This is a genomic window from Streptomyces sp. SID5464 (assembly GCF_009862985.1).
Classification (GTDB): domain Bacteria; phylum Actinomycetota; class Actinomycetes; order Streptomycetales; family Streptomycetaceae; genus Streptomyces; species Streptomyces chartreusis_D.
In genome coordinates, this window is sequence record NZ_WWIQ01000004.1 from 256,163 (window position 1) to 277,264 (window position 21,102).

19 protein-coding genes are annotated in these 21,102 nt (G+C 72.6%); 6 read left to right on the forward strand and 13 right to left on the reverse strand.

The features are described from left to right. The first annotated feature begins 29 nt into the window (after nucleotides 1-29). The gene (gene argG, locus GTY47_RS04730; protein ID WP_010039136.1) at nucleotides 30-1,484 is read left to right on the forward strand and encodes an argininosuccinate synthase; all 1,455 of its coding nucleotides are present in this window, start codon (nucleotides 30-32) and stop codon (nucleotides 1,482-1,484) included. A gap of 81 nt (nucleotides 1,485-1,565) precedes the next feature. Here argG and pntB read toward each other — a convergent pair whose 3' ends face one another. Together pntB and GTY47_RS04740 are read right to left on the reverse strand one after the other, a co-directional pair. Next, on the reverse strand, nucleotides 1,566-2,999 hold the full coding sequence (gene pntB / locus GTY47_RS04735) for a Re/Si-specific NAD(P)(+) transhydrogenase subunit beta (RefSeq protein ID WP_010039138.1): 1,434 nt from the start codon (nucleotides 2,997-2,999) through the stop codon (nucleotides 1,566-1,568). Between the two features lie 6 nt (nucleotides 3,000-3,005). Beyond that, nucleotides 3,006-4,559 carry a Re/Si-specific NAD(P)(+) transhydrogenase subunit alpha gene (locus GTY47_RS04740; protein ID WP_010039139.1) on the reverse strand — a complete coding sequence of 518 codons (1,554 nt, stop codon included), beginning with the start codon at nucleotides 4,557-4,559 and terminating at the stop codon, nucleotides 3,006-3,008. A gap of 297 nt (nucleotides 4,560-4,856) precedes the next feature. Between GTY47_RS04740 and GTY47_RS04745 the strand changes: the two genes are divergently transcribed. Further along, on the forward strand, nucleotides 4,857-6,374 hold the full coding sequence (locus tag GTY47_RS04745; RefSeq protein WP_050810225.1) for an MFS transporter: 1,518 nt from the start codon (nucleotides 4,857-4,859) through the stop codon (nucleotides 6,372-6,374). Here GTY47_RS04745 and GTY47_RS04750 read toward each other — a convergent pair. From GTY47_RS04750 to GTY47_RS04775, 6 genes are all read right to left on the reverse strand, one after another. After that, nucleotides 6,367-6,819, reverse strand: coding sequence for a VOC family protein (locus tag GTY47_RS04750; protein WP_010039146.1), 453 nt, complete (start codon nucleotides 6,817-6,819; stop codon nucleotides 6,367-6,369). The two genes, GTY47_RS04745 and GTY47_RS04750, sit on opposite strands and share 8 nt — an antisense overlap. 63 nt (nucleotides 6,820-6,882) lie before the next feature. After that, nucleotides 6,883-7,710 (reverse strand): AraC family transcriptional regulator, encoded by an 828-nt coding sequence (locus GTY47_RS04755; protein ID WP_010039151.1) that lies wholly within the window; start codon nucleotides 7,708-7,710, stop codon nucleotides 6,883-6,885. A 21-nt stretch (nucleotides 7,711-7,731) separates the two neighbouring features. Further along, nucleotides 7,732-9,393: a glycoside hydrolase family 13 protein gene (locus tag GTY47_RS04760; RefSeq protein ID WP_010039152.1), complete on the reverse strand. Its 1,662-nt coding sequence runs from the start codon at nucleotides 9,391-9,393 to the stop codon at nucleotides 7,732-7,734. A 23-nt stretch (nucleotides 9,394-9,416) separates the two neighbouring features. Beyond that, nucleotides 9,417-10,250 carry a carbohydrate ABC transporter permease gene (locus tag GTY47_RS04765; RefSeq protein WP_010039154.1) on the reverse strand — a complete coding sequence of 278 codons (834 nt, stop codon included), beginning with the start codon at nucleotides 10,248-10,250 and terminating at the stop codon, nucleotides 9,417-9,419. Continuing rightward, on the reverse strand, nucleotides 10,247-11,308 hold the full coding sequence (locus tag GTY47_RS04770) for a sugar ABC transporter permease (protein WP_010039156.1): 1,062 nt from the start codon (nucleotides 11,306-11,308) through the stop codon (nucleotides 10,247-10,249). The genes GTY47_RS04765 and GTY47_RS04770 overlap by 4 nt, the downstream gene beginning before the upstream one ends. Before the next feature lie 11 nt (nucleotides 11,309-11,319). Further along, the gene (locus tag GTY47_RS04775) at nucleotides 11,320-12,624 is read right to left on the reverse strand and encodes an ABC transporter substrate-binding protein (RefSeq protein WP_010039158.1); all 1,305 of its coding nucleotides are present in this window, start codon (nucleotides 12,622-12,624) and stop codon (nucleotides 11,320-11,322) included. A gap of 286 nt (nucleotides 12,625-12,910) precedes the next feature. Here GTY47_RS04775 and GTY47_RS04780 point away from each other — a divergent pair, with 286 nt between their 5' ends. Both GTY47_RS04780 and GTY47_RS04785 read left to right on the forward strand, forming a co-directional pair. Beyond that, nucleotides 12,911-13,978, forward strand: coding sequence for a LacI family DNA-binding transcriptional regulator (locus GTY47_RS04780; protein WP_231911106.1), 1,068 nt, complete (start codon nucleotides 12,911-12,913; stop codon nucleotides 13,976-13,978). 284 nt (nucleotides 13,979-14,262) lie between these two features. After that, nucleotides 14,263-14,859, forward strand: a complete 597-nt coding sequence (locus GTY47_RS04785) for a class I SAM-dependent methyltransferase (protein WP_158688406.1) — start codon at nucleotides 14,263-14,265, stop codon at nucleotides 14,857-14,859. Here GTY47_RS04785 and GTY47_RS04790 read toward each other — a convergent pair. Beyond that, a complete protein-coding gene (locus tag GTY47_RS04790; RefSeq protein ID WP_010039166.1) occupies nucleotides 14,746-15,333 on the reverse strand; it encodes a transcriptional repressor in 588 nt (195 codons plus the stop codon). The two genes, GTY47_RS04785 and GTY47_RS04790, sit on opposite strands and share 114 nt — an antisense overlap. A 223-nt stretch (nucleotides 15,334-15,556) precedes the next feature. Here GTY47_RS04790 and GTY47_RS04795 point away from each other — a divergent pair, with 223 nt between their 5' ends. After that, complete coding sequence (locus GTY47_RS04795) at nucleotides 15,557-16,465, forward strand: polysaccharide pyruvyl transferase family protein (RefSeq protein WP_010039168.1); 909 nt, start codon at nucleotides 15,557-15,559, stop codon at nucleotides 16,463-16,465. A gap of 85 nt (nucleotides 16,466-16,550) precedes the next feature. Continuing rightward, entirely contained in the window at nucleotides 16,551-16,871 is a 321-nt protein-coding gene (locus tag GTY47_RS04800) for a DUF3040 domain-containing protein (protein ID WP_010039173.1), read from the forward strand. 10 nt (nucleotides 16,872-16,881) lie between these two features. Here the strand turns inward: GTY47_RS04800 and GTY47_RS04805 are convergent, their stop codons facing one another. The 4 genes from GTY47_RS04805 to rfaE2 form a co-directional block, all read right to left on the reverse strand. Next, nucleotides 16,882-17,778, reverse strand: a complete 897-nt coding sequence (locus GTY47_RS04805; protein ID WP_010039177.1) for a glycosyltransferase — start codon at nucleotides 17,776-17,778, stop codon at nucleotides 16,882-16,884. Further along, a complete protein-coding gene (locus GTY47_RS04810) occupies nucleotides 17,775-18,656 on the reverse strand; it encodes a glycosyltransferase (protein ID WP_010039178.1) in 882 nt (293 codons plus the stop codon). Before GTY47_RS04810 ends, GTY47_RS04805 begins: the two co-directional genes overlap by 4 nt. 17 nt (nucleotides 18,657-18,673) lie before the next feature. After that, nucleotides 18,674-19,651, reverse strand: a complete 978-nt coding sequence (locus tag GTY47_RS04815) for a glycosyltransferase family 9 protein (protein WP_010039179.1) — start codon at nucleotides 19,649-19,651, stop codon at nucleotides 18,674-18,676. Nucleotides 19,652-19,737: 86 nt separating this feature from the next. After that, entirely contained in the window at nucleotides 19,738-21,102 is a 1,365-nt protein-coding gene (gene rfaE2 / locus GTY47_RS04820; RefSeq protein WP_010039180.1) for a D-glycero-beta-D-manno-heptose 1-phosphate adenylyltransferase, read from the reverse strand.

Sequence of the window (21,102 nt, forward strand, 5' to 3'; positions counted from 1 at the left end):
GAATATGCAAAGTGATACATACTCTTTCTATGTCCAAGGTCCTCACCTCCCTGCCCGCCGGCGAGCGCGTCGGCATCGCCTTCTCGGGCGGTCTCGACACCTCCGTCGCGGTCGCGTGGATGCGCGACAAGGGCGCCGTCCCGTGCACCTACACCGCCGACATCGGCCAGTACGACGAACCCGACATCGCGTCGGTGCCCGGCCGTGCCAAGACCTACGGGGCCGAGATCGCGCGTCTGGTCGACTGCCGGGCCGCGCTGGTCGAGGAGGGCCTGGCCGCGCTGACCTGCGGGGCGTTCCACATCCGCTCGGGCGGGCGGGCGTACTTCAACACCACGCCGCTCGGCCGTGCCGTCACGGGCACGCTGCTGGTGCGGGCGATGCTGGAGGACGACGTCCAGATCTGGGGCGACGGCTCGACCTTCAAGGGCAACGACATCGAGCGGTTCTACCGCTACGGCCTGCTCGCCAACCCGCACCTCAGGATCTACAAGCCCTGGCTGGACGCGGCGTTCGTGACCGAGCTCGGCGGCCGCAAGGAGATGTCGGAGTGGCTGCTCGCCCACGGGCTGCCCTACCGCGACAGCACGGAGAAGGCGTACTCCACCGACGCCAACATCTGGGGCGCCACGCACGAGGCCAAGACCCTGGAGCACCTGGACACCGGCATCGAGACCGTCGAGCCGATCATGGGCGTGAAGTTCTGGGACCCCGAGGTCGAGATCGCCACCGAGGACGTGACGATCGGCTTCGACCAGGGCCGCCCCGTGACGATCAACGGCAAGGAGTTCTCCTCCCCCGTCGACCTGGTCATGGAGGCCAACGCCATCGGCGGCCGGCACGGCCTGGGCATGTCGGACCAGATCGAGAACCGGATCATCGAGGCCAAGAGCCGCGGCATCTACGAGGCCCCGGGCATGGCCCTGCTGCACGCCGCGTACGAGCGCCTGGTCAACGCGATCCACAACGAGGACACCCTCGCCCAGTACCACACCGAGGGACGGCGGCTCGGCCGGCTGATGTACGAGGGCCGCTGGCTGGACCCGCAGGCGCTGATGATCCGCGAGTCGCTGCAGCGGTGGGTCGGCGCGGCCGTCACCGGCGAGGTGACGCTGCGGCTGCGGCGCGGTGAGGACTACTCGATCCTCGACACGACCGGCCCGGCGTTCAGCTACCACCCGGACAAGCTGTCCATGGAGCGCACGGAGGACTCCGCGTTCGGCCCGGTGGACCGGATCGGCCAGCTCACCATGCGCAACCTGGACATCGCCGACTCCCGCGCCAAGCTGGAGCAGTACGCCGGCATCGGCCTGATCGGCACCGGCAGCCCGACCATCGGCGCCTCCCAGGCGGCCGCGACCGGGCTGATCGGCACCATGCCGGAGCTGCCGCAGGGCGGCGCCGAGGCCATCGCCTCCCGGGGCGAGGTCTCCGACGAGGACGCGTGGCTGGACCGCGCCGCGATGGAGTCCGGCACGGACTGACCGCGCGGCGGCACGCGGGAGGACACGGGAAGGCCGGCTCGACACCGTCGAGCCGGCCTTCCCGTGTGGGTGCCCAGTGGATCAGCCGGACGTGCCCGCCATCTCCCGGAGCGGGGTGTCCAGGGCGTCGAGGCTGCGCAGGATGTCCTCCACGCGCTGCTTGGCGTCGCCGAAGAGCATCTGGCTGTTCTCCCGGAAGAACAGCGGGTTCTGCACACCGGCGTACCCGGCGGCCATCGACCGCTTGAAGACGACCACGTTGGCCGCCTCCCACACGTGCAGCACCGGCATGCCCGCGATGGGGCTCGACGGGTTGTCGGTGGCGGCCGGGTTGACGGTGTCGTTGGCGCCGATGACCAGGACGACCGAGGTGGCGGCGAAGTCGTCGTTGATCTCGTCCATTTCCAGAACGATGTCGTACGGCACGTTCGCCTCGGCCAGCAGCACGTTCATGTGCCCGGGCAGCCGGCCGGCGACGGGGTGGATGCCGAAGCGCACCTCGACGCCCCGCTCGCGCAGCTTGCGCGCCAGCTCGGCGACCGGGTACTGGGCCTGGGCGACCGCCATGCCGTAGCCCGGCGTGATGATCACCGAGGAGGCGTCGCGCAGGAGTTCCGCGGTCTCCTCCGCGCTGATCTCCCGGTGCTCCCCGTGCTCGCCGTCGTCGGCCGCCGCCGCCGGCGTCCCGAATCCGCCCGCGATCACCGAGATGAAGGAGCGGTTCATCGCCTTGCACATGATGTACGACAGGTAGGCACCGGAGGAGCCGACCAGCGCGCCGGTGACGATCAGCAGGTTGTTGGCGAGCAGGAAGCCCGAGGCGGCGGCGGCCCAGCCGGAGTAGCTGTTGAGCATGGAGACGACCACCGGCATGTCACCGCCGCCGATGGAGGCGACCAGGTGCGCGCCCAGGGCCAGGGCGATGACGGTCACCGCGATGAGGAGACCCATGTTCGGGCGGGCCACGAACGCGACGGTGAGCGCGACGAAGGCGACCAGGGCACCGATGTTCAGGACGTGCTTGCCGGGCAGCGTGAGCGGGCGGGAGTCGATGCGTGCCGAGAGCTTCAGGTACGCGACGACGGAACCCGTGAAGGTGACGGCGCCGATGAACACCCCGATGAACACCTCGGCGTGGTGGATGCCGAGCAGCGAACCGGTGAGCTCGGCGTCGACGTCGAGGTAGCCGTTCCAGCCGACGAACGCGGCGGCGAGGCCGACGAGGCTGTGCATGATGGCGATCAGCTCGGGCATGCCGGTCATCTCGACCACCCGGGCCCGCCACAGTCCGATGCCCGCGCCGATGGCGGTCGCGACGACGATCAGCACGAGGCCGGTGGCGGTGATGCTCTTCGAGGCGAGGCCGACGGTGGCGGCCAGCGCGACGACCATGCCCGCGATGCCCCAGACGACTCCCGAGCGCGAGGTCCGGTGCTGCGAGAGTCCGGCGAGGCTGAGGATGAACAGCAGCGCGGCGACGACGTAGGCGGCTTCTGAGGCCGTGACTGTGGTCATCCGTGATCAGCCCTTCGAGAACATGCCGAGCATGCGGCGGGTGACGGCGAATCCGCCGAAGATGTTGATGCTCGCCAGCAGGATCGCGGCGAACGACAGCACGGTGACGGCGGTGTTCCCGTGCCCGATCTGGAGCAGCGCGCCGACCACGACGATCCCGGAGATGGCGTTGGTGACCGACATCAGCGGGGTGTGCAGCGCGTGGTGCACGTTGCCGATGACGTAGAAGCCGATGACGATCGCCAGCACGAACACCGTGAAGTGGCCGATGAGTTCGCTCGGTGAGAAGGCCGTCACCAGGAACAGCGCGAGCGCTCCGCCGCCGACGAGGGCGTACGACGACCACGCGGGGCGCGCGGGCTTCGCCGGTGCCGCGGCGGGCGCGGCCGGTTCCGCGCCGCCCGCGGGGGCCGGTGCGGCGGACACCTGGACCGGGGGCGGCGGCCAGGTCTTCTCGCCGTCGCGGACCACGGTCATCGACCGCTGCACCACGTCGTCGAAGTCCAGGACCAGCCGGCCGTCCTTGCCCGGGGTGAGCAGCTTCATCAGGTTGACGACGTTGGTGCCGTACAGCTGCGAGGCCTGGGCCGGGAGCCTGCCGGGCAGGTCGGTGTAGCCGATGATCGTCACGTCGTTGTCGGTGACGACGGCCTTCCCGGCGACCGTGCCCTCGACGTTGCCGCCCTGGGCCGCGGCCATGTCGACGATCACGCTGCCGGGCTTCATCCGCGCGACGTCCTCGGCGGTGACCAGTCGCGGCGCCGGGCGGCCCGGGATGAGCGCGGTGGTGATGATGATGTCGACGTCGGCGGCCTGCTCGGCGTACAGCCGCGCGGCGAGCCGGTCGTAGTCCTCCGAGGTGGCCCTCGCGTAACCGTCGGTGCTCACCTCCTGCTCGACGCCCACCGTCAGGAACTCCCCGCCCAGCGAGCGCACCTGCTCGGCGACCTCGGGCCGGGGGTCGGTGGCGCGGACCACGGCACCGAGGCTGCGGGCCGCGCCGATCGCGGCGAGTCCGGCGACCCCGGCACCGGCGACCAGCACCTTGGCGGGCGGCACCTTGCCGGCGGCGGTCACCTGGCCGGTGAAGAACCGGCCGAAGGCGTGCGCGGCCTCGACGACGGCCCGGTATCCGGCGATGTTCGCCATCGAGCTGAGCACGTCCAGGGACTGGGCGCGGGAGATGCGCGGCACGGCGTCCATGGCGAGGACGGTGATCGGCCGCCGCGCCAGCTCGTCGACCAGTTCCGGGTGCAACGCGGGGCCGATGAGCGCGATCAGCGTCGCCCCGTCCCGCAGCCGGCCGATCTCGTCGCTCGACGGGCCGTTCACCTTGAGCACGATCTCCGCCTGCCACGGGTCGCCGAGGCGGGCTCCCGCCTCCTCGTAGGCCGCGTCGGAGAAGCGGGACGAGGCCCCCGCCCCCGGTTCGACCACCACCTCGTAGCCGAGCGCGGCAAGTCTCCCCACGGTGGCCGGCGTCGCCGCCACCCTGGTCTCGCCCGCAGTGGACTCGGCGGGTATGCCGATCCGCTGGGGTTCCGGTTCCGCTGGGACCATCGTCTGCCTCTCCGTCGTTCGGGTGTCTGTCCTCCTTGGTGCCCGCATCCTGCACGTCCGACGCCGCGTCCGCGGCGGGCGTGGTCACATGGCCGACGAGGTCGTCCTCACACCGCCGAGGGGTTGCCGCGGACGTGTTCGGGAGTATCGCTGTGCCGTCCGGGGCGGAAAGAGACCCCTGATGCGTCAGGGCATGCCCGGGCGCAGACTGAATCCGTGAGCAGCACGCGCCCGGGGCGCGGCGGGACCGCGGCCCCCTCCCGCACGGTGCCGCAGCAGACTGTGGCGCTGACGGCGATGATGTTCGCCGTCGCCATGACCTTCATCGACCAGACCATCGTGTCCATCGCGGCACCGGACATCGTCCGCGAACTGGATCTGTCGTCGTCCGGCATGCAGTGGGTGGTGAACGCCTACCTGCTGGCCCTCGCGGCGTTCTTCGCCCTAGGCGGTCGCCTCGCGGACCTCTACGGGCCTCGCCGGATCGTCGTCATCGGCACGCTGGTGTTCGTCGTGTCGTCGGTGCTGTGCGGCTGCGTCCCCGCCGGCAGCGCCGCGCAGACCTGGCTGATCGTGTTCCGGGCCACCCAGGGGCTCGGGGCCGCCCTGCTCTTCCCCGCGGCCCTGGCCGTGGTGGTGGCGGTGTTCCCGGTCGAGCGGCGCGGACGCGCACTCGCCCTGTTCTTCGGTGTCTCCGGCGCCCTGACCGCCCTCGGCCCGCTGCTGGGCGGCTGGCTGACCGCCTGGACCTGGCGGGCCGTCTTCTGGGTCAACGTGCCCGTGGCGGTCGTGGCGCTGGTCCTCACGGCCCTGGCGCACATCTCCGACCGGCGGCGGTCCGGCACCCTGGACGTCCCCGGCGCCGCCCTGATCGCGGTCGGCATGGGCCTGAGCGTCCTCGGTTTCCAGCAGGCCTGGTCCTGGGGCTGGGACAGTTGGGCGACCTGGGTGTGCGTAGCGGGCGGCCTCGCGGTGCTCTGCGGTTTCGTCGGGTTCGAGCGCCGGGTGCGGCATCCGCTGATCGATCTGCGGGTCTTCCGGGACAAGGCGTTCACGGTGGACGCGGCGGTGCTCTTCTTCGCGATGCTCGCGTTCGTCCCGGTGTTCTTCTTCAGTTCGGTCTACGCCCAGGTGTCCCTGAGCGCTTCGCCGAACCAGGCCGCCCTGTTCCTGCTGTACTTCTTCGCCGGCTTCGCGATCGCCTCGCAGTGGGGCGGCCGGATCCTCGACAAGCAGGGCGCCCGCCCGGCCCTGAAACTGGGCACCGCGCTGGGCTGCGCCGGGTTCGCCCTGTGGGCGAACGAGCTCACCGACCTGTCCATGCACGACCAGTGGCCCTACGCGGCACTCGCCGGGGCGGGTATCGGCTTCGTCCTCGCGCCCGCCTCGACGGACGCCGTCAACCGGGCCATCGGCGCCTCCTACGGCGAGGTCACCGGCATCACCCAGACCGTGCGCAACTACGCGGCGAGCGTGGGCCTGGCCGTCTACGGCACCGTCCTGACGCACGTCACGACCGACAACGTGGTGCAGACCCTGCGATCCCGCGGCATGCCCGCCGGCGACGCGGACGCCGTGGCCCGGGACATCACCGAGTCGGTCACGGGCAACGGCGACTCCCGGCCGCCCACCGGCACCGGCCCCGCCGCCGAGGCGACACGGGACGCCATGAGCGCCGTCCGCATGGACTTCGCCGAGGCCAACCAGTGGGTGTTCTACGGCATGGCCATCGCCCTGGGCATCGGGTTCCTGTGCGCGCTGCGCCACCCGGGCGGCCGGGCGACCACCACCGCGGCGGCGGAACTCGTCAGGTGAACAGGTCGGTCGTGCGCCGCTGGATCTCCTCCGGGGTCAGCTCCTCGATCGCCTGGGAGATCATCCAGAGATGGCCGAACGGATCGGCGAGACGGCCGCCGCGCTGCCCGTAGTGCTGGTCGGCGACGGGATACACCACGCTCGCCCCGGCCCGCAGCATGGCCTCGGCCACGGCGTCGGCGTCGGACACGTCCAGGGCCATGATCACCGGGCTGCCGCCGAGCGAGTCCGGCGCCGGGTCGCTCTCGTCGGCGTCCTTGACCGCGATCACCGCGCCGCCGAGCCGCAGCAGGGCGTGCACGATCTTCCCCTCGGGACCGGTGTACCGCTCGATCTCCTCGGCGCCGAGCGCGGCCCGGTAGAAGTCGATCGCCCGGGGGCCGTCGGAGACCACGAGCCGGGCGTAGAGCCGGGTGAGGGCCGGCTTGTCGGTTGTGTTCGTCATGCCTTCACGATCGCCACCCGGGGCGGCCGTGGATTGTAGAAATCGGTCGGCCGGGCGGGCCCGTCATCCGGCGAGCGGGACGTGGTTGGGTTCCCGGGGCGAGCGCGGTGCGTACGCGGTCGGGGTGATCCCGGCGAGCGCGCGGAACTCGTGGATCAGATGCGCCTGGTCGTGGTAGCCGCACTCCGCTGCCAGGAGCGCCCAGTCCGGCTCCCCGGACCCGGCGTTCACGCGGCCCAGCAGCCGCTGGAAGCGCCGTACCCGCGCATACCGCTTCGGCGGGAGCCCCAGCTGTTCCGCGCACCTGCGGGCCAGCCGCCTGGAGGTCCAGCCGAGCCGGTCGGCGACCTCGCCCACCGGCGTTCCCCGGTCGAGCAGCGCAGCGGCGCGACGGACCGCCGGGTCGGGCTCCAGGGGACGTTCCGCCCGCCGCAGCAGGACCGTCTCCAGTTCCCGCAGACACGCCCGCGGGCCACCGGCGGCCATGGCGTCCAGCAGCCGCTCGCGCAGCACCGCACCGTCCGTGCCCCACAGCTCGTCGAGCCCGGCGAGCCGATCGCGGACCGCACCGACCGGGACGGTGAGGAACGGATAGGCCCCCGCAGGACGGAACGCCACCCACACGACGGCACGCTGCTGCGCCGGGTCGATCACCGCCGGCGCCGTGTACGGCCCCTGCAGAGCCGCGCCCCGGGTCCGCCTGCCCGACGAGGACAGGGTGTCCCCGTCGAGGTTCACCAGCAACTGCGCCCCGCCCGTCGGCAGGGCCAGCTCGGCGGAGTGCGCGAACCGTCCCTCGGCACAGCCGAGCGCCCCGATCAGCGGCGCGAGCGCCGGCGCCGACGGCCGGACCGTGAGCGAGACGGGGATCTCCTCCGCCGTGCGAGCCATGTGCCCAGCCTAGGACCTCCGTCACACCGCCAGCCACACCGCCTGGTCGGGCCCCAGCACACCGTCCTCGAGCGGGCCGCCGGCCAGGAGGAGCCGGGCGTGTGCGGGCAGCTCGTACGGCTCCGCCGAGAGGTTGACCACGCACACGAAACCGGGCTCGCGGCTGAACGACAAGACCCCCTCCGGAGCCTCCAGCCATGTCATGGTGCCGTCGCCGAGGGCGGGATGTTCGCGGCGGACGCGCAGGGCCGTGCGGTAGAGCTCCAGCAGGGAGGCCGGGTCGCCGGTCTGGGCTTCGACGCTCAGTCCGGCCCAGTCGGCGGGCTGCGGCAGCCAGGGTTCGGCCGTCGCGTCGTCGGGGCTGAAGCCGTAGGGGGGCGCCTGGCCCGACCAGGGGATCGGGACGCGGCAGCCGTCACGGCCTCGGTCCGTGTGCCCGGAACGCTCCCAGATCGGGTCCTGGAGGGCGGATTCGGGCAGGTCCTCGACCTCGGGGAGGCCGAGTTCCTCGCCCTGGTAGACGTAGGCGCCGCCGGGCAGGGCGAGCATCAGCAGGGCGGCGGCCCGGGCGCGCCGGATGCCGAGGTCCAGGTCCAGGGCGCCGTCGGGCTCGTACCGCGCGTTGGCGAGCCAACTCCGCGCGGCGGTACGGCCGTAGCGGCTGGGGTGGCGCATGACGTCGTGGTTGGACAGCACCCAGGTGGCGGGCGCCCCCACCGCGCCGAGCATGGCGAGGGAGTCGTCGATGACGGCGCGCAGGTCCTTGGCGTCCCAGCCGCACATGAGGAAGTCGAAGTTGAAGGCGGTGTGCAGGCCGTCCCGGCGGACGTAGGCGGCGAGGCGTTCCGGTGTGTCGGCCCAGGCCTCGGCGACGAAGGAGCGGTCACCGGGGAACTCGTCGGCGACCTTGCGCCAGGCCCGGTATATCTCGTGCACCTCGTCCCGGTCCCAGTGCGGGTGGTCGAGGTGCTGCCGGATCTCGTCCCGGCGGGTGAGCGGGCCCGTCACCGCGGGTTCGGCGCGGGGCGGCAGGTCGGGCAGCTCCGGGTGTTTGATCAGGCCGTGGGCGACGTCGATGCGGAAGCCGTCGACGCCCCGGCTGAACCAGAACCGCAGGATCGACTCGAACTCCGCGCGCACCTCGGGGTGGTGCCAGTTCAGGTCGGGCTGCTGGGGTGCGAACAGGTGCAGGTACCAGTCGCCGTCGGGCAGCCGGGTCCAGGCCGGCCCGCCGAAGCAGGACACCCAGTCGTTCGGCGGCTCGGTGCCGTCGGGTCCGCGCCCGGGGCGGAAGACGTAGCGCTCGCGTTCCGGGCTGCCCGGCCCGGCCGCAAGCGCCGCCTGGAACCAGGCGTGCTGGTCGGAGGTGTGGTTGGGCACGATGTCGGGGATGACGCGGATCCCGTGCTCGTGCGCTTCGGTGATGAGCCGCTCGGCGTCGGCGAGGGTGCCGAAGCGGGGGTCGATGGCACGGAAGTCGGCGACGTCGTAGCCGTGGTCGGCCATGGGCGACTTGTACCAGGGGTTGATCCAGATGGCGTCCACGCCGAGGGACCTCAGATACGGCAGCCGGGAGCGGAGGCCCGCGATGTCGCCGACGCCGTCGCCGTTGCCGTCGGCGAAACTGCGGATGTAGACCTGGTAGATGACGGCACTGCGCCACCAAGGGGCGGTGGGGGACACGGGGAATGGCTCCTTCTGTGTGGCTACTTGGCCGCGCCGGCCGTGAGCCCGGCGACGATACGGCGCTGGAACAGCAGCACCATCACGACCAGCGGGACGGTCACCACGACGCCCGCGGCCATCTGGCTGCCGAACGGCGTCTGGTAGGTCGTCGCTCCCGAGAACTTGGAGATGGCGACGGTCGCGGTCTGCATGCTCGGCTTGTTGGTCATCGACAGGGCGATGAGGAACTCGTTCCAGGCGGCGATGAAGGTGATGATCGCGGTGGTGAAGATGCCCGGCGCGGCGAGGGGGACGATGACCTTGCGGAAGGCCTGGCCGCGGGTGCATCCGTCGACCATGGCGGCGTGTTCCAGTTCGTCGGGCATCTGCCGGAAGAACGTGGTCAGGTTCCACACCGCCAGCGGCAGCGTGAAGGACATGCTGGGCACGATCATGGACTGGTAGGTGTTGATCCAGCCGATGTCGGTGAACAGCTTCAGCAGCGGGACGACGATCGACACCACCGGGAACATCGAGGTGGCGATGATCAGGGTCAGGATCAGCCGCTTGAAACGGAACTCCAGCCGGGCCATCGCGTACGCGGTGAACGTGGCCAGCAGGAGCGACATCGCGGTCGTGACGCCGGCGACGATCAGGCTGTTGAGCAGGGCCCTGGTGAAGCCCTGGGCCGGGCTGAACACCGACCGGTAGTTCTCGAACGACACCGGGGAGGGGAACAGCGAGGTGCTGAAGATGTCGCCGGTGCGGCGGAGGCTGGAGACCAGCATCCAGTAGAACGGGGCCAGGCAGTAGGCCACCACCACGGCGATGCCCAGATAGGGCAGCCACTGCCGCCACTTGGCCGTGAGGGTCATGCCGTCACCTCCCGGACGCGGTGGCGCGGTCTCCTGACCGCGTGGGACTTGCGCTTCTTCGTCCCGCCGACGCCCCCGATGAGATCGGCGCCGAGCAGCCGCACGAAGGCGAGCGCGATGAGGAAGACGTAGAGGAAGAGGAGGACCGCGTACGCGGAGGCCGGTCCGAAGCGGACGTTGGACGCCTCGTTCTGCGCGAGCATCGACAGCGTCTCGACGGAGCCCTTCTGGGCGCCGATGAGGATGTAGGGCAGGTCGAACATCCGCAGCGCGTCCAGGCAGCGGAACAGCACCGCCACCAGCAGCGCGGGCTTCACCAGCGGCAGGGTGATGCGCCAGAACTGCTGGAGGGCGCTCGCACCGTCGAGCCGGGCCGCCTCGTAGACCTCCTTCGGGATCACCTGGAGGCCGGCCAGGACCAGCAGCCCGATGAAGGGGGCGGTCTTCCACACGTCGGCGATGACGACCGCGATCTTGGCGGAGAAGCCGTCGGCGGTCCACAGGACCTGGTGGCCGAGGAGGACGTTGGCGATACCGTCGGCGTTGAAGATCCACTTCCACAGCAGTCCGGAGATGGCCGTGGGGATCGCCCAGGGGACGAGGATGCCGGCCCGCACCACGGCCCGGCCCCGGAAGGCCCGGTGCATGACGATCGCCATGGCGACACCGATCACCGTCTCCAGCGACACCGTGACGACGGTGAAGAAGGTGGTGTTCCAGAAGGCGTTCCAGAAGCGGTCGCCGGCCTGGGTGAAGATGTCGGTGTAGTTCCTCAGCCCGACGAACGGCTCGGTGTTGCTGATGAACCCGGTCTTCGGGTCCAGGCCCTTGGGTCCGTACAGGGACTCGTCGAGTGCCATGAGCGTCGGGTAGAGCACGACGACCGTCAGCACCAGCAGCGTCGGGGAGACCAGGAGCGCGGCCAGACGGCCGGTGCCGGCGGTGGCCCGGCGGCGTCGCCGGGGGCGTTCGGGCGCCGGGGGCCGCCCGGGACGGCGGTCGGCCGCCGGCCCGGGCTCGTGCGGGGCGGTGTCGGGTGGGATCGCGGTGCCTGCCATGACCCGCGGCCTCACTGTGCCGTCAGCTTCTGGAGATCCGCCTGAAGGTCCTTCAGCGCCTGTGCGCTGCTCTTCTTTCCGGTGAGCGCGGCGTAGACCTCGTTCTGGATCGCGGCGGTCACGTCGCCATACTGCACGACGCGCGGGCGCGGCACGGCCTTCGTGATCGACTGCTTGAGGTCCGGCAGGTACGGATACTGCTTGTCCAGGGACGCGTTGTCGTAGAGGTCGGCGTAGGGCGGGGCGAGGGAGGCGTTCTTGAGGAAGTAGGTCGCGCTCTCCTCGCTGGTGAAGAACTTCATGAAGTCCAGTGCCGTGGCCTTGTTCTTGGCGAAGGACGACAGGGCCAGGTTGGAGCCGCCGAGGCTGGAGGCACCGGGGCCGTTCAGGCCGGGCAGGGGGGCGACGGCGAACTTGCCCTTGATGGCGCTCTTCTGGGCCAGGGAGTACACGTACGGCCAGTTGTTCAGGAAGATCAGTTTGCCTCCCTGGAACGCCTGGCGGCCGTCCTCCTCCTGGTAGGTGATGGCCTCCTTGGGGATGGTCTTGTCCTTGAAGGAGTTGACGAGGAAGTCCAGGCCCTTCTTGGCCTGCGGCGTGTCCACGTCGGGCTTGCCGTCGGCATCGACGATCTTGCCGCCGGCGGAGTTGACGGCCTCGGCGAAGTTCACCGTCAGTCCCTCGTACTTCTGGAACTGCCCGGCGTAACAGGACATGTTCTTCGCCTCGGGGAGCTTCTTCACCTTGGCGCAGTCGGCGGTCATCCGGGCCCAGGTGGTGGGGGGCTGGGTGACGCCGGCCTTCTTCAGCAGGTCGGTGCGGTAGAACAGCAGACCGCCGTTGGAGCTGGCGGGGACGGCGTAGAGCTTGCCGCGGTACTGGCCGGTCTGCACGACCGGCTGGAGCATCTTGCCGAGCGGGAACTGGTTCGCGGGCAGGGGCTCGATCCACTGGTGGGCGGCGAACTCCGACGTCCACACGACGTCGGTGGCGAGCACCGTGTAGGCGTCGGACTTCGTCTCCGCGTTCTGGATCATCTGCTGGCGCTGGGAGTCGGCGTCCGTCGGCAGCTGGATGAAGGTGACCTTCTCCTTGGGATGTGCCTTGTTCCAGCGGTCGATGATCGTCTGGACGGTGCCGGTGGTGTCCTTGCCGGCGACGTACGTGATGGGGCCGCGGCCCTTGAACGACGCCGCCGCGGCCTGCGTCGACTGTCCGGAGCCGCTGCCGCCGGAGGAGCCGCAGGCGGTGAGGAGGAGTCCGGCGGCGGCGAGCGCTGCGGAACACTGAATCGCTCTGGCGGTGCTGGTCTTCACTGTCTCTCCTGGTCGTGACGTACCGAAGTCGTGTCCGTTCCCCCGGAATGGCTTTGGTCATGAGATTGCGTTGCCACGGCATTCCGCAGATAAAAATCGCAGCTCACAGCGGATAAGAGGCGTCCCTCCGGGGCGACTTCGAACCTGTCGAGACAACGTTTGCACGCTAGGAGCGCGCGGTCGGGAAGTCAATGCGTCGCGGCGTGGTAAGAAGGCAAGAATCAGGTGAGACAGCGCTGTCACCAAGGGCCGTGCACCGTAGGGTTCCTGTGCTAGCGTCCGGCGCATGCCACCAGGTCAGCGGCACCCCACGATGGCTGACGTCGCCGAACGGGCCGGGGTCTCCACCTCCACGGTCTCGCGCACCCTGCGCGGCCTGCCCACCGTCTCGCCGGAGATCCGCGCCCGCGTCGAACAGGCCGCCCGGGAGCTGAACTTCGCGGTCTCACGCCATGCCGCGAGCCTCGTGACGGGCAGGACGTGCAGCGTCGCGGTGCTGGTGCCCACGCTCAGTTCGTGGTTCGTCGGCGCGGCACTGTCCGGGCTCGCCCTCGTCCTGCGGTCGGCCGGCATGGAACTGACGGTCTACGTGATCCCCGGCATGGCCGAGCGCACCGCGTTCTTCGATCGTCTCCCCGCGCGGCGCAACGCGGACGCGCTGCTGGTGTTCTCCTTCGACCTGACAGAGGAGGAGACCTCCCGGCTGGATGGCCTCGGCATGCCGGTCGTGTACGTCAGCCAGCATGTCGACGGACGCCCGAGCGTCTACGTCGACGACGTGGCCGGCGCCCTGCGCGGCACCCGGCATCTGCTCAACCTCGGCCACCGCCGGATCGCCTACGTACGGACGGTGGGCACCGGTGGCTTCTCCTTCAGTTCGCAGGAGCGGCTGGTCGGTTACCGGCGGGCGCTGACCGAGGCGGGCCTGCCCCTCGACGACGATCTGGTGGTCGCCACCCCGGCCGGCGACAAGCGGGGCGCCGCCGAGGCGGTCGGCAGGCTGCTGGGGCTGCGGGAGCCGCCCACCGCGGTCTTCGCCGAGCAGGACGAGGTGGCCGTCGCCGTGATCTGGACGCTGCGCGCGACGCGCGTCGAGGTGCCGGGGCAGGTGTCCGTCGTCGGCTTCGACGACCAGCCGGTGGCCCAGTGGTTCGATCTGACGACCGTGGCCCAGTCGCCCTCGGCCATCGGCCGGGAGGCCGGCGCGCTCGCGCTGGCGCTGGTCAACGACCCCGGCGGGGACCGCGAACGGCACGTCGTGCTGCCCACCCATGTGATACCCCGGACCACCACCGCGCCACCTCCCGCCGCACGGAGCGCACCTGAGGACCCGCCCCGACTGCCCTTGGGGTGACGGAAATTGCCGTGCGCCCGCGGACGCCCCGAACCTGGGCTCGGCCGAAACGAGCGGGCGAACCCGTATGACCACCGGTCAGAACACCGTGGGAGACGTCTTCAGCGCGGGAGCGGAGGAGTTCCACAGCTGGCTCCGGGAGCTGTGGGACCCGGTCGGCGAGGCGACGGCGGAGGTGGCCGCCCTGACCGGCGGTGAGTCGGTGCCGGACGACTGTCGCGGGGCCCGGGCCGCGGCGCTGCCGGCCGCGCGTGCCGTGGGGGGCGGCGGGCCGGGTGGACGCCGTGGATCTCGCGGACGGGCTGCCGGCGACCGGGGAGCGCCGAGCGCGCGAGGGAGGCCCGGCGAACAGCCGCTTCCACCGCCACGAGGTCACGTCGCGGCCCGTGTCCAGGCAGGGCCACGACGTCGTGCAGTGCGGGCTCGGGGTGTTCTTCTTCCCGGACATGGACCGGGACTCCGCCGCGCTGACGCGGATGCTGCGTCCCGGGGGCCGGTTCGTCGTGACGGTCTGGGAGAAGGGCGCGCTCGGCGGCTGGCAGGGGGCGCTCCGGGGCGCGGTCCTGACGGAGCGTGACCTGCCCGGCCCGCCGCAGATGGAACAGCCGGCCCGGATCGACACCGCCGACACCCTCGCGTCCTGGCTGACGGACCTCGGCGGGAGCGAACCCCGGGTCGTCCAGCGGCGGTTCGACGCCCCGCTGTCCCCGGAGACGGGCTGGGAGCTGGCCACCGGCAGCGGGGCGCGCCGGATGCTCCAGGGGCTGTCACCGGCCGCCGTCGAGCGGGTGCGCGCCGAGTTCGCCGCCCGGCTCACCGCGGACTCGGTCACCGACCTCGACGTACGCGTCCTGACGGGCACGGCCCGCTTCTCCGGCTGACCGGCCGGCCGGGCGCGGCGGCGGGCAGGACACCGTGACCGGCCCGGGTCCGCAGGGGCCGCAGACGCCGCTCAGTTCGAGGGTGTGCTCCAGCTCCGTGAAGCCCGTGGTCTCGGCGAGCCGGGCGGCCCACTCCTCGACGGCCTCCGCGTCCACGGGCCGGCTGCGGCCGCAGCGGCGGCAGATGAGGTAGTGGCGGTGCTCGCCGGCCGGCCGGCCGAGGTAGAGCCGCTCGCCGCCTTCGTCACGTACGACGTCGACGCACCCGGCGCGGTCCAGCTCGCGCAGGGTGCGGTAGACGGTCGTGAGTCCGACGGTGCTGCCGGAGTCGGCCAGCAGCGCGTGCAGTTCCTGCGCGGAGACGAACTCGTGGCAGCGGCCCAGGGCCTCGAGCACGGCCCGGCGCTGCCACGTACTGCGCAGACCCGGTGTGTGGAGGCGCTCCACGGCCGGGCTCTCCTCCGCTTCGCCCATCACTGGACTCCTTGCTCGACCGGCGCGTCCGTCGGCACCCCATGCTAGATGAACATGGTTTTCACGTCGATGACCGACCCGCCCCGCCGCGGGTGTCGCGCCGGCGCAAACCGTTGGCGGAGGTAAGAGCCCCACTTATAGTGACCACGGAGTCGTCGCCCGTAATGCCCTGATTGTCTTCCCGGTGGGCGGGCACTCAGGGCGTGTGCACACACAAGACGGCATGCGACCGCGCAGGGTTCTGCTGACCGGGTGGTTCAGCTTCCGGGACGGGGAGGCGACCGCCGGGGACGTGCTGGCCCTGCGCCGGGTCGAGGACGTACTGCTGGGCACGGGCATCCCCTACGACGTCGCCTGGAGTCCCGGCTTCCGTCCGGAGGCACTGCATCTGGACCGGCTGTGGCCCAAGGACTATTCCCACCTGGTGTTCGTGTGCGGCCCGCTGCACGGGCCGCAGATCGAGGAACTGCACCGGCGGTTCGCGCACTGCGTGCGGATCGCCGTCGGCACCTCGGTGATCGACCCCGCCAGTCCGGCCGTGACCGGCTTCCACCGGGTGCTGCCCCGGGACGCGCCGGACAGCGAGCCGGTGGAGGACCTCGCCGCCCGTGCCCCGGACGCGCCCGCCCGGCCGGTCGTCGGGGTGATCCTCACGCACGGGCAGCAGGAGTACGGGGAGCTGCGGCGGCACACGCAGGTCGCCGAGGAGGTGACGCGCTGGCTGGCCGGTAAGGACTGCGGCCGGCTGGAGCTGGAGACCCGGCTCGACACGCACGACTGGCATCTCAGCGCCACGCCCGCGCAGCTCCAGTCCGTGCTGGCCCGGCTGGACCTCGTCGTCACCGACCGGCTGCACGGGCTGGTCATCGCACTGCGGGTCGGCACCCCGGTGCTGGCCGTCGACCCCGTCGAGGGCGGCGCGAAGATGACCGCGCAGGCCCGTGCCTGCGGCTGGCCCGCGCTGGTGCCCGCCGAGCGCCTGGACGTGCGGCAGTTGGACCGCTGGTGGGACTGGTGTCTGACCGGCGGCCGGGTGACCGCCCGGCAGATCCGGGACGGGTTCCGTGAGGGCACCGTGCCGGACAGCGCGGACCGGCTCGTGGAGGCGCTGGCGCGGCCGGTACCCGGTTAGCTCAGGGGTACCACGGGGCACCCGCTCTTACGTCCCCTCCCCCTCGGAAGGAGAGACGGTCCGGCCGCCCGGAAGGAGAAAGCGCGTGTCCATCGGCCGACTTCCCGAGAACGAGCAGCGCATCCTCGACGAGATGGAACGCGCGCTGCGCCGCGACCGCCGCCTCGACCGCCGGCTGCGCACCCTGCGACTGAGCCGCCGCCCCGACCCCGCCCGGCTGCTGGCCCGCCTGGGCTCCTACCGCCCCCGTGTCTGGACCGTGGCGGTCCTGCTCGCGGTGTCGGCCGGGCTGATGGTGGCCGGGATCGTCACCTCGGAGCCCGGGGTGATCTGGGCGTTCGCCGTCATCTGGCCGCCCACGCTGTTCGCCCTGTTCCGGCTGATGTGCCGGTGGTGCGGGGGCTGAGCGTCCCCCGCTAGCCCGTGTAGCGGCGGGCCTTCGAAGCGCGTTGGGCCGGTTCCAGCAGGCGCAGGCGGGACTCTACCTCGTGCGGGAGGACACGGCGTTCGCGCAGCACCCACGGGAGAGCGGCGGCGGCCTCGGCGAAGGCGCGCAGGGACGCGGTGTCGCGCGGCACCGTGCGGGCCAGGTCCACGGTCCGCCGCAGGGCGGGGCCGGCCGGGCGGCGCAGCCAGGTGAACCACAGGGTGTTGCGGATGCCGTGGGACCGGCGCAGGGTGGCGTCCCGGGCCACGGACGGGTGGTGGTGCGCCACCAGGTGGTCGGCGTACGTCAGCCACCATCCGTCGGCCGCCAGGTCCGCGGCGAGCAGCTCCTCCTCGCCGCCCAGCCACAGCCGCGGATGGAAACCGCCCGCGGCCCGGAAGGCGTCGGTGCGCAGCACGGTCGCGGCGGCCAGGAACGAGCCGAGGGCCGGTCCGGGCAGCCAACCGGGCCCGGGGACGGGCGAGTCGCGCAGCTCCTCGACGATCGGGTCGTCGGTGCCGTCCGGTTCGACGACGATCCGGGCCGTGACCGTGCCCAGCGCCGGATACCGGTCGAGCAGGTCGGCGGCCCCCGTCAGCGATCCCGGCGCCCACCAGGAGTCGTCGTCGCAGAAGGCGACGTAGGGCGTGCGGACCTGGCGGATCGCCAGGTTGCGGCCCACGGCGCCGAGGTTGCGGCCGGGCCGCAGCAGCCGGACCCACGGGTGACGGCGGGCGACGGCGTCGGCGGTGCCGTCCGTGGAACCGTTGTCGGTGACGATCACCGGTGGTTTCTCCGGCAGTCCGGCGAGTCGGTCGAGCGTGTGCAGCAGCTCCCGGCGCCGGTTGTGGGTGATGACGACGACGGTGGTACGGCGGTCGGTCATGCGGCGGCTCCCTCCAGCAGGCGCGCTGCCCGTTCCACGTGCGGCGGCAGGGGCCTGCGGGCGCGCAGGGCGGCGGGCAGCCGGGCCAGCGTTCCGCGCAGGGCACGCCGGGCGTGGTCGTCGTGCCGGGCCTCGGCGGCGAGGGCGCGGGTGCGGGCGAGTGCGTAGGGCACGGGGCGGCGCAGCCAGGCGGTGAGGAGTTCGTTGCGGCGCTGTACGACCGGGCGGCCGGGACGGGCCGAGGGCGCGGGGTGGTGGTGGGCGACGACGTCCGGGCAGTGGGTGACGCCCCACCCTCGGGCGGCCATGTCGTAGGCGAGGAGCGTCTCCTCACCGCCGAAGAACAGCAGCCGGTGGAAGCCGCCCGCGTCGAGGTAGGCGCTGCGGCGGACGACGGAGGCGCAGGCGAGGAAGCCCAGGACCTGGGTGCCGGGCAGGTCGGCGGCCCGCCCGAGGGGCGAGGCGGCGAGCACCTCGTTGAGCGGGTCGGGGTCGGCGGCGGGGCCGACGAGGGTGCGGGCGGCGATGAGGCCGAGCCTCGGATGCCTCTCGAACAGGCGGGCCGCCCTGCCCAGGGCGCCGGGCGCCCACCAGGAGTCGTCGTCGCTGAACGCCACGTAGGGCGTGTCCAGGGCGCGGGCGCCGTAGTTGCGCGCGAGGGCGCCGTGGTTGAACGGCAGCGCCAGAGTGCGGACTTGAGGGAAGTCGCGGGCGAGCATGGTGCGCGTGTCGTCGGTGGAGGCGTTGTCCGCGACGAGGATCTCCGGCCGCTCGGGGAGGGTGAGGAGGTGGCTCAGGGCCTCGGCCAGGGCCGGGGAGCGGTTGCGGGTGGCGATGACGATGCCGACCGGGCTCGCGTCCTGGTGCTGGATGGTCATCGTGGTCGGGTGCCCTCTCACGGGTGTCGGATGCCGGGCAGGTCGTCGACGGCGCGCAGGACGTCTTCGGGGGTGATGCGCAGCAGCGCGGGATCGGGGCGGCGGCCGTGCGGGTCGCCCTCCGGGCCGTACCAGAGCGCGCGGTGGCGCGGGTCGGGCGGTGGGCCCCAGCGGCTCGGTGCGACCGGGCCGAAGAGGGTGACGGAGCGCGTGGCGTGGGCGACCGCGAGGTGGGCGATGCCGGTGTCGCCGCTGATCACGGCGTTCGCGTCGGCGACGAGGGCGGACAGCCTGCCGAACGGCAGGCCCCCGCCGAACACGTCGGTGTCGGGCAGGCCGGCCTGCTTGGCGAGCCGGGCCACGAGGTCGCTCTCGTCCGGGCCACCGGTCACGACGACCCGCAGGCCCCGGGCGCGCAGCGCGCCCGCGACGGCCGCGTACCGCTCGACGGGCCAGCAGCGGGCGGGTGACCCGGCGCCGGGATGCAGCACGACCGCGCCGGGTGCCGGGGAGGCGGTGCCCGGTCGGGGCAGGCACACGTCGCCCGGATCGGCGTCGATGCCGTAGGCCTGGAGCAGCCGGCACCAGCGGTCGCGTTCGTGTTCCTCCGCGTACCAGGGCGGGCCGTCGATCTCGGGCGTGTCCGGGTGGGCGAAGGCGAGCAGCTTCAGCGGGCGCAGCGCCAGGAGCAGCCGGTGGCTGGGCGGCCCGTTGCCGTGCAGATCGACGGCGACGTCCGGTGGCGGACCGCTCCAGTCCAGGGCGTGCGGCACGCCCCGCCCCGGCGCGGCGGCGGGCAGCAGCCGGTCCACGGCCCCCGTCGCCTCGGCGACAGGCCGGAGTTCGGCGGGCGCGGCCAGGACCAGCTCGTGCCCCGGGTAGGCCCGCCGCAGGGCGCGCAGCGCGGGGACACCGGCGAGGAGGTCGCCGAGGCCCAGGGCGCGCAGGACGAGGAGCCGGGGTGACGTCGGTTCGGGTGCCGTGTCCGGTGTCATGCCAGCAGCCTGCCGGGTGCGCTCCGTGTGTGCCCCCGCAGCCGCGCTCATCGGGTGCCGTCCTGCCGCCTGCCTCGCGCCACCGGTCATCGTGCTCCTTCCGCCGCCCGCTCCATGAGGGCCGTCGAGGAGCGGCCGTCGAGGTAGGGCAGGAGGACCGCCTGGCCGCCCCACTCCTTCAGGAGGGCGGCTTCCGGCAGGTCGGCGGCAGCGTAGTCGCCTCCCTTGACCCAGACGTCGGGGCGCAAGTCGGCCAGGAGGCGTTCGGGGGTGTCCTCGTCGAAGACGGCGACCGCGTCGACGCAGGACAGCGCGCGCAGGACCCGGACCCGGTCGGTGAGCGGGTTGACCGGGCGGCCACCGCCCTTGCGGCGCCGTACCGAGTCGTCCGAGTTGACGCACACGACGAGGCAGTCGCCGAGCCGCCGGGCGGCCTGGAGCAGGCCGACGTGTCCGGCGTGCAGCAGGTCGAAGCAGCCGCCGGCGGCGACGACCGTGCCGTGGGCGGCCCGGACCCGGGCGGCCACGGCGTAGGGGTCGTCCTCGCCGGGCGGCGGTGCCGGTGCGGCGTCCGCGCTCGGCAGGCCGGCCGCGCCGCCCCGGGCGACGAACCCGGTCGCCGCGGCGACGGCACCCTCGACGGCCTCGGCGACCAGGACGCCGTCGGCGAGCAGCCCGGCGGCGGTGGCGGCGAACCGGTCCCCTGCCCCGCAGCTGTCGCCGTGGTGCGCGGCGGGCGCGGGGACGAGCAGCGGGTGCTCGCCGTAGGACAGCAGGGCGCCGCGGGCGCCGAGTGTGACCGCGACGGCGGCGGCCCGCCAGTGCCGTACGAGGGCGGCGGCGCTGTGGGCGGCGGCGTGCAGGTCCCGGCGCGCGGCGCCGTCCTGCGGGGCGAGGCCGTGGGCCTCCTTCTCGGCAGGTGTCACCAGCCGGGTGCCCGGCACGGGCGCACCGCCGCGCGGGTGCGGGTCCCAGACCAGCGGCGGGCGGGCGGCGAGGACGTCGCGGAGGGCGTCGGCGGTGCCGCGGCCGTAGTCGGAGACCAGGACGGCGGGCGCCGAGCGGACGGCTTCGCGGGCGGCGTCCGTGGCCTCGCGGGTGCGTCCCGCGCCGCGGTCCAGCCGGACCACCGGACGGTCCTGCGCGAGGACGCGGGTCTTCTCGGACAGCGGGCCGGTCAGGGGCAGCGGTACGAGGGTGAGCCAGGGCTCCAGGAGGCGGCGCAGTGCGCGGCTGGCCGCGTCGTCGCCCACTCCCGCCACCAGGGTGACGTCACGGCCGTCGCGGGCCGCGAGGTACGCGGCGAGTGCCGCGCCGCCGGGCCGGGTCCGCTCCCCGCAGTCGTCGACGACCGGCACGGGCGCGTCGGGCGCGAGCCGCTCGGCCCGCCCCGTCACGTCCCGGTCCAGCAGCGCGTCACCGACGACGACGAGGGGTGCCTTGCCGTTCAT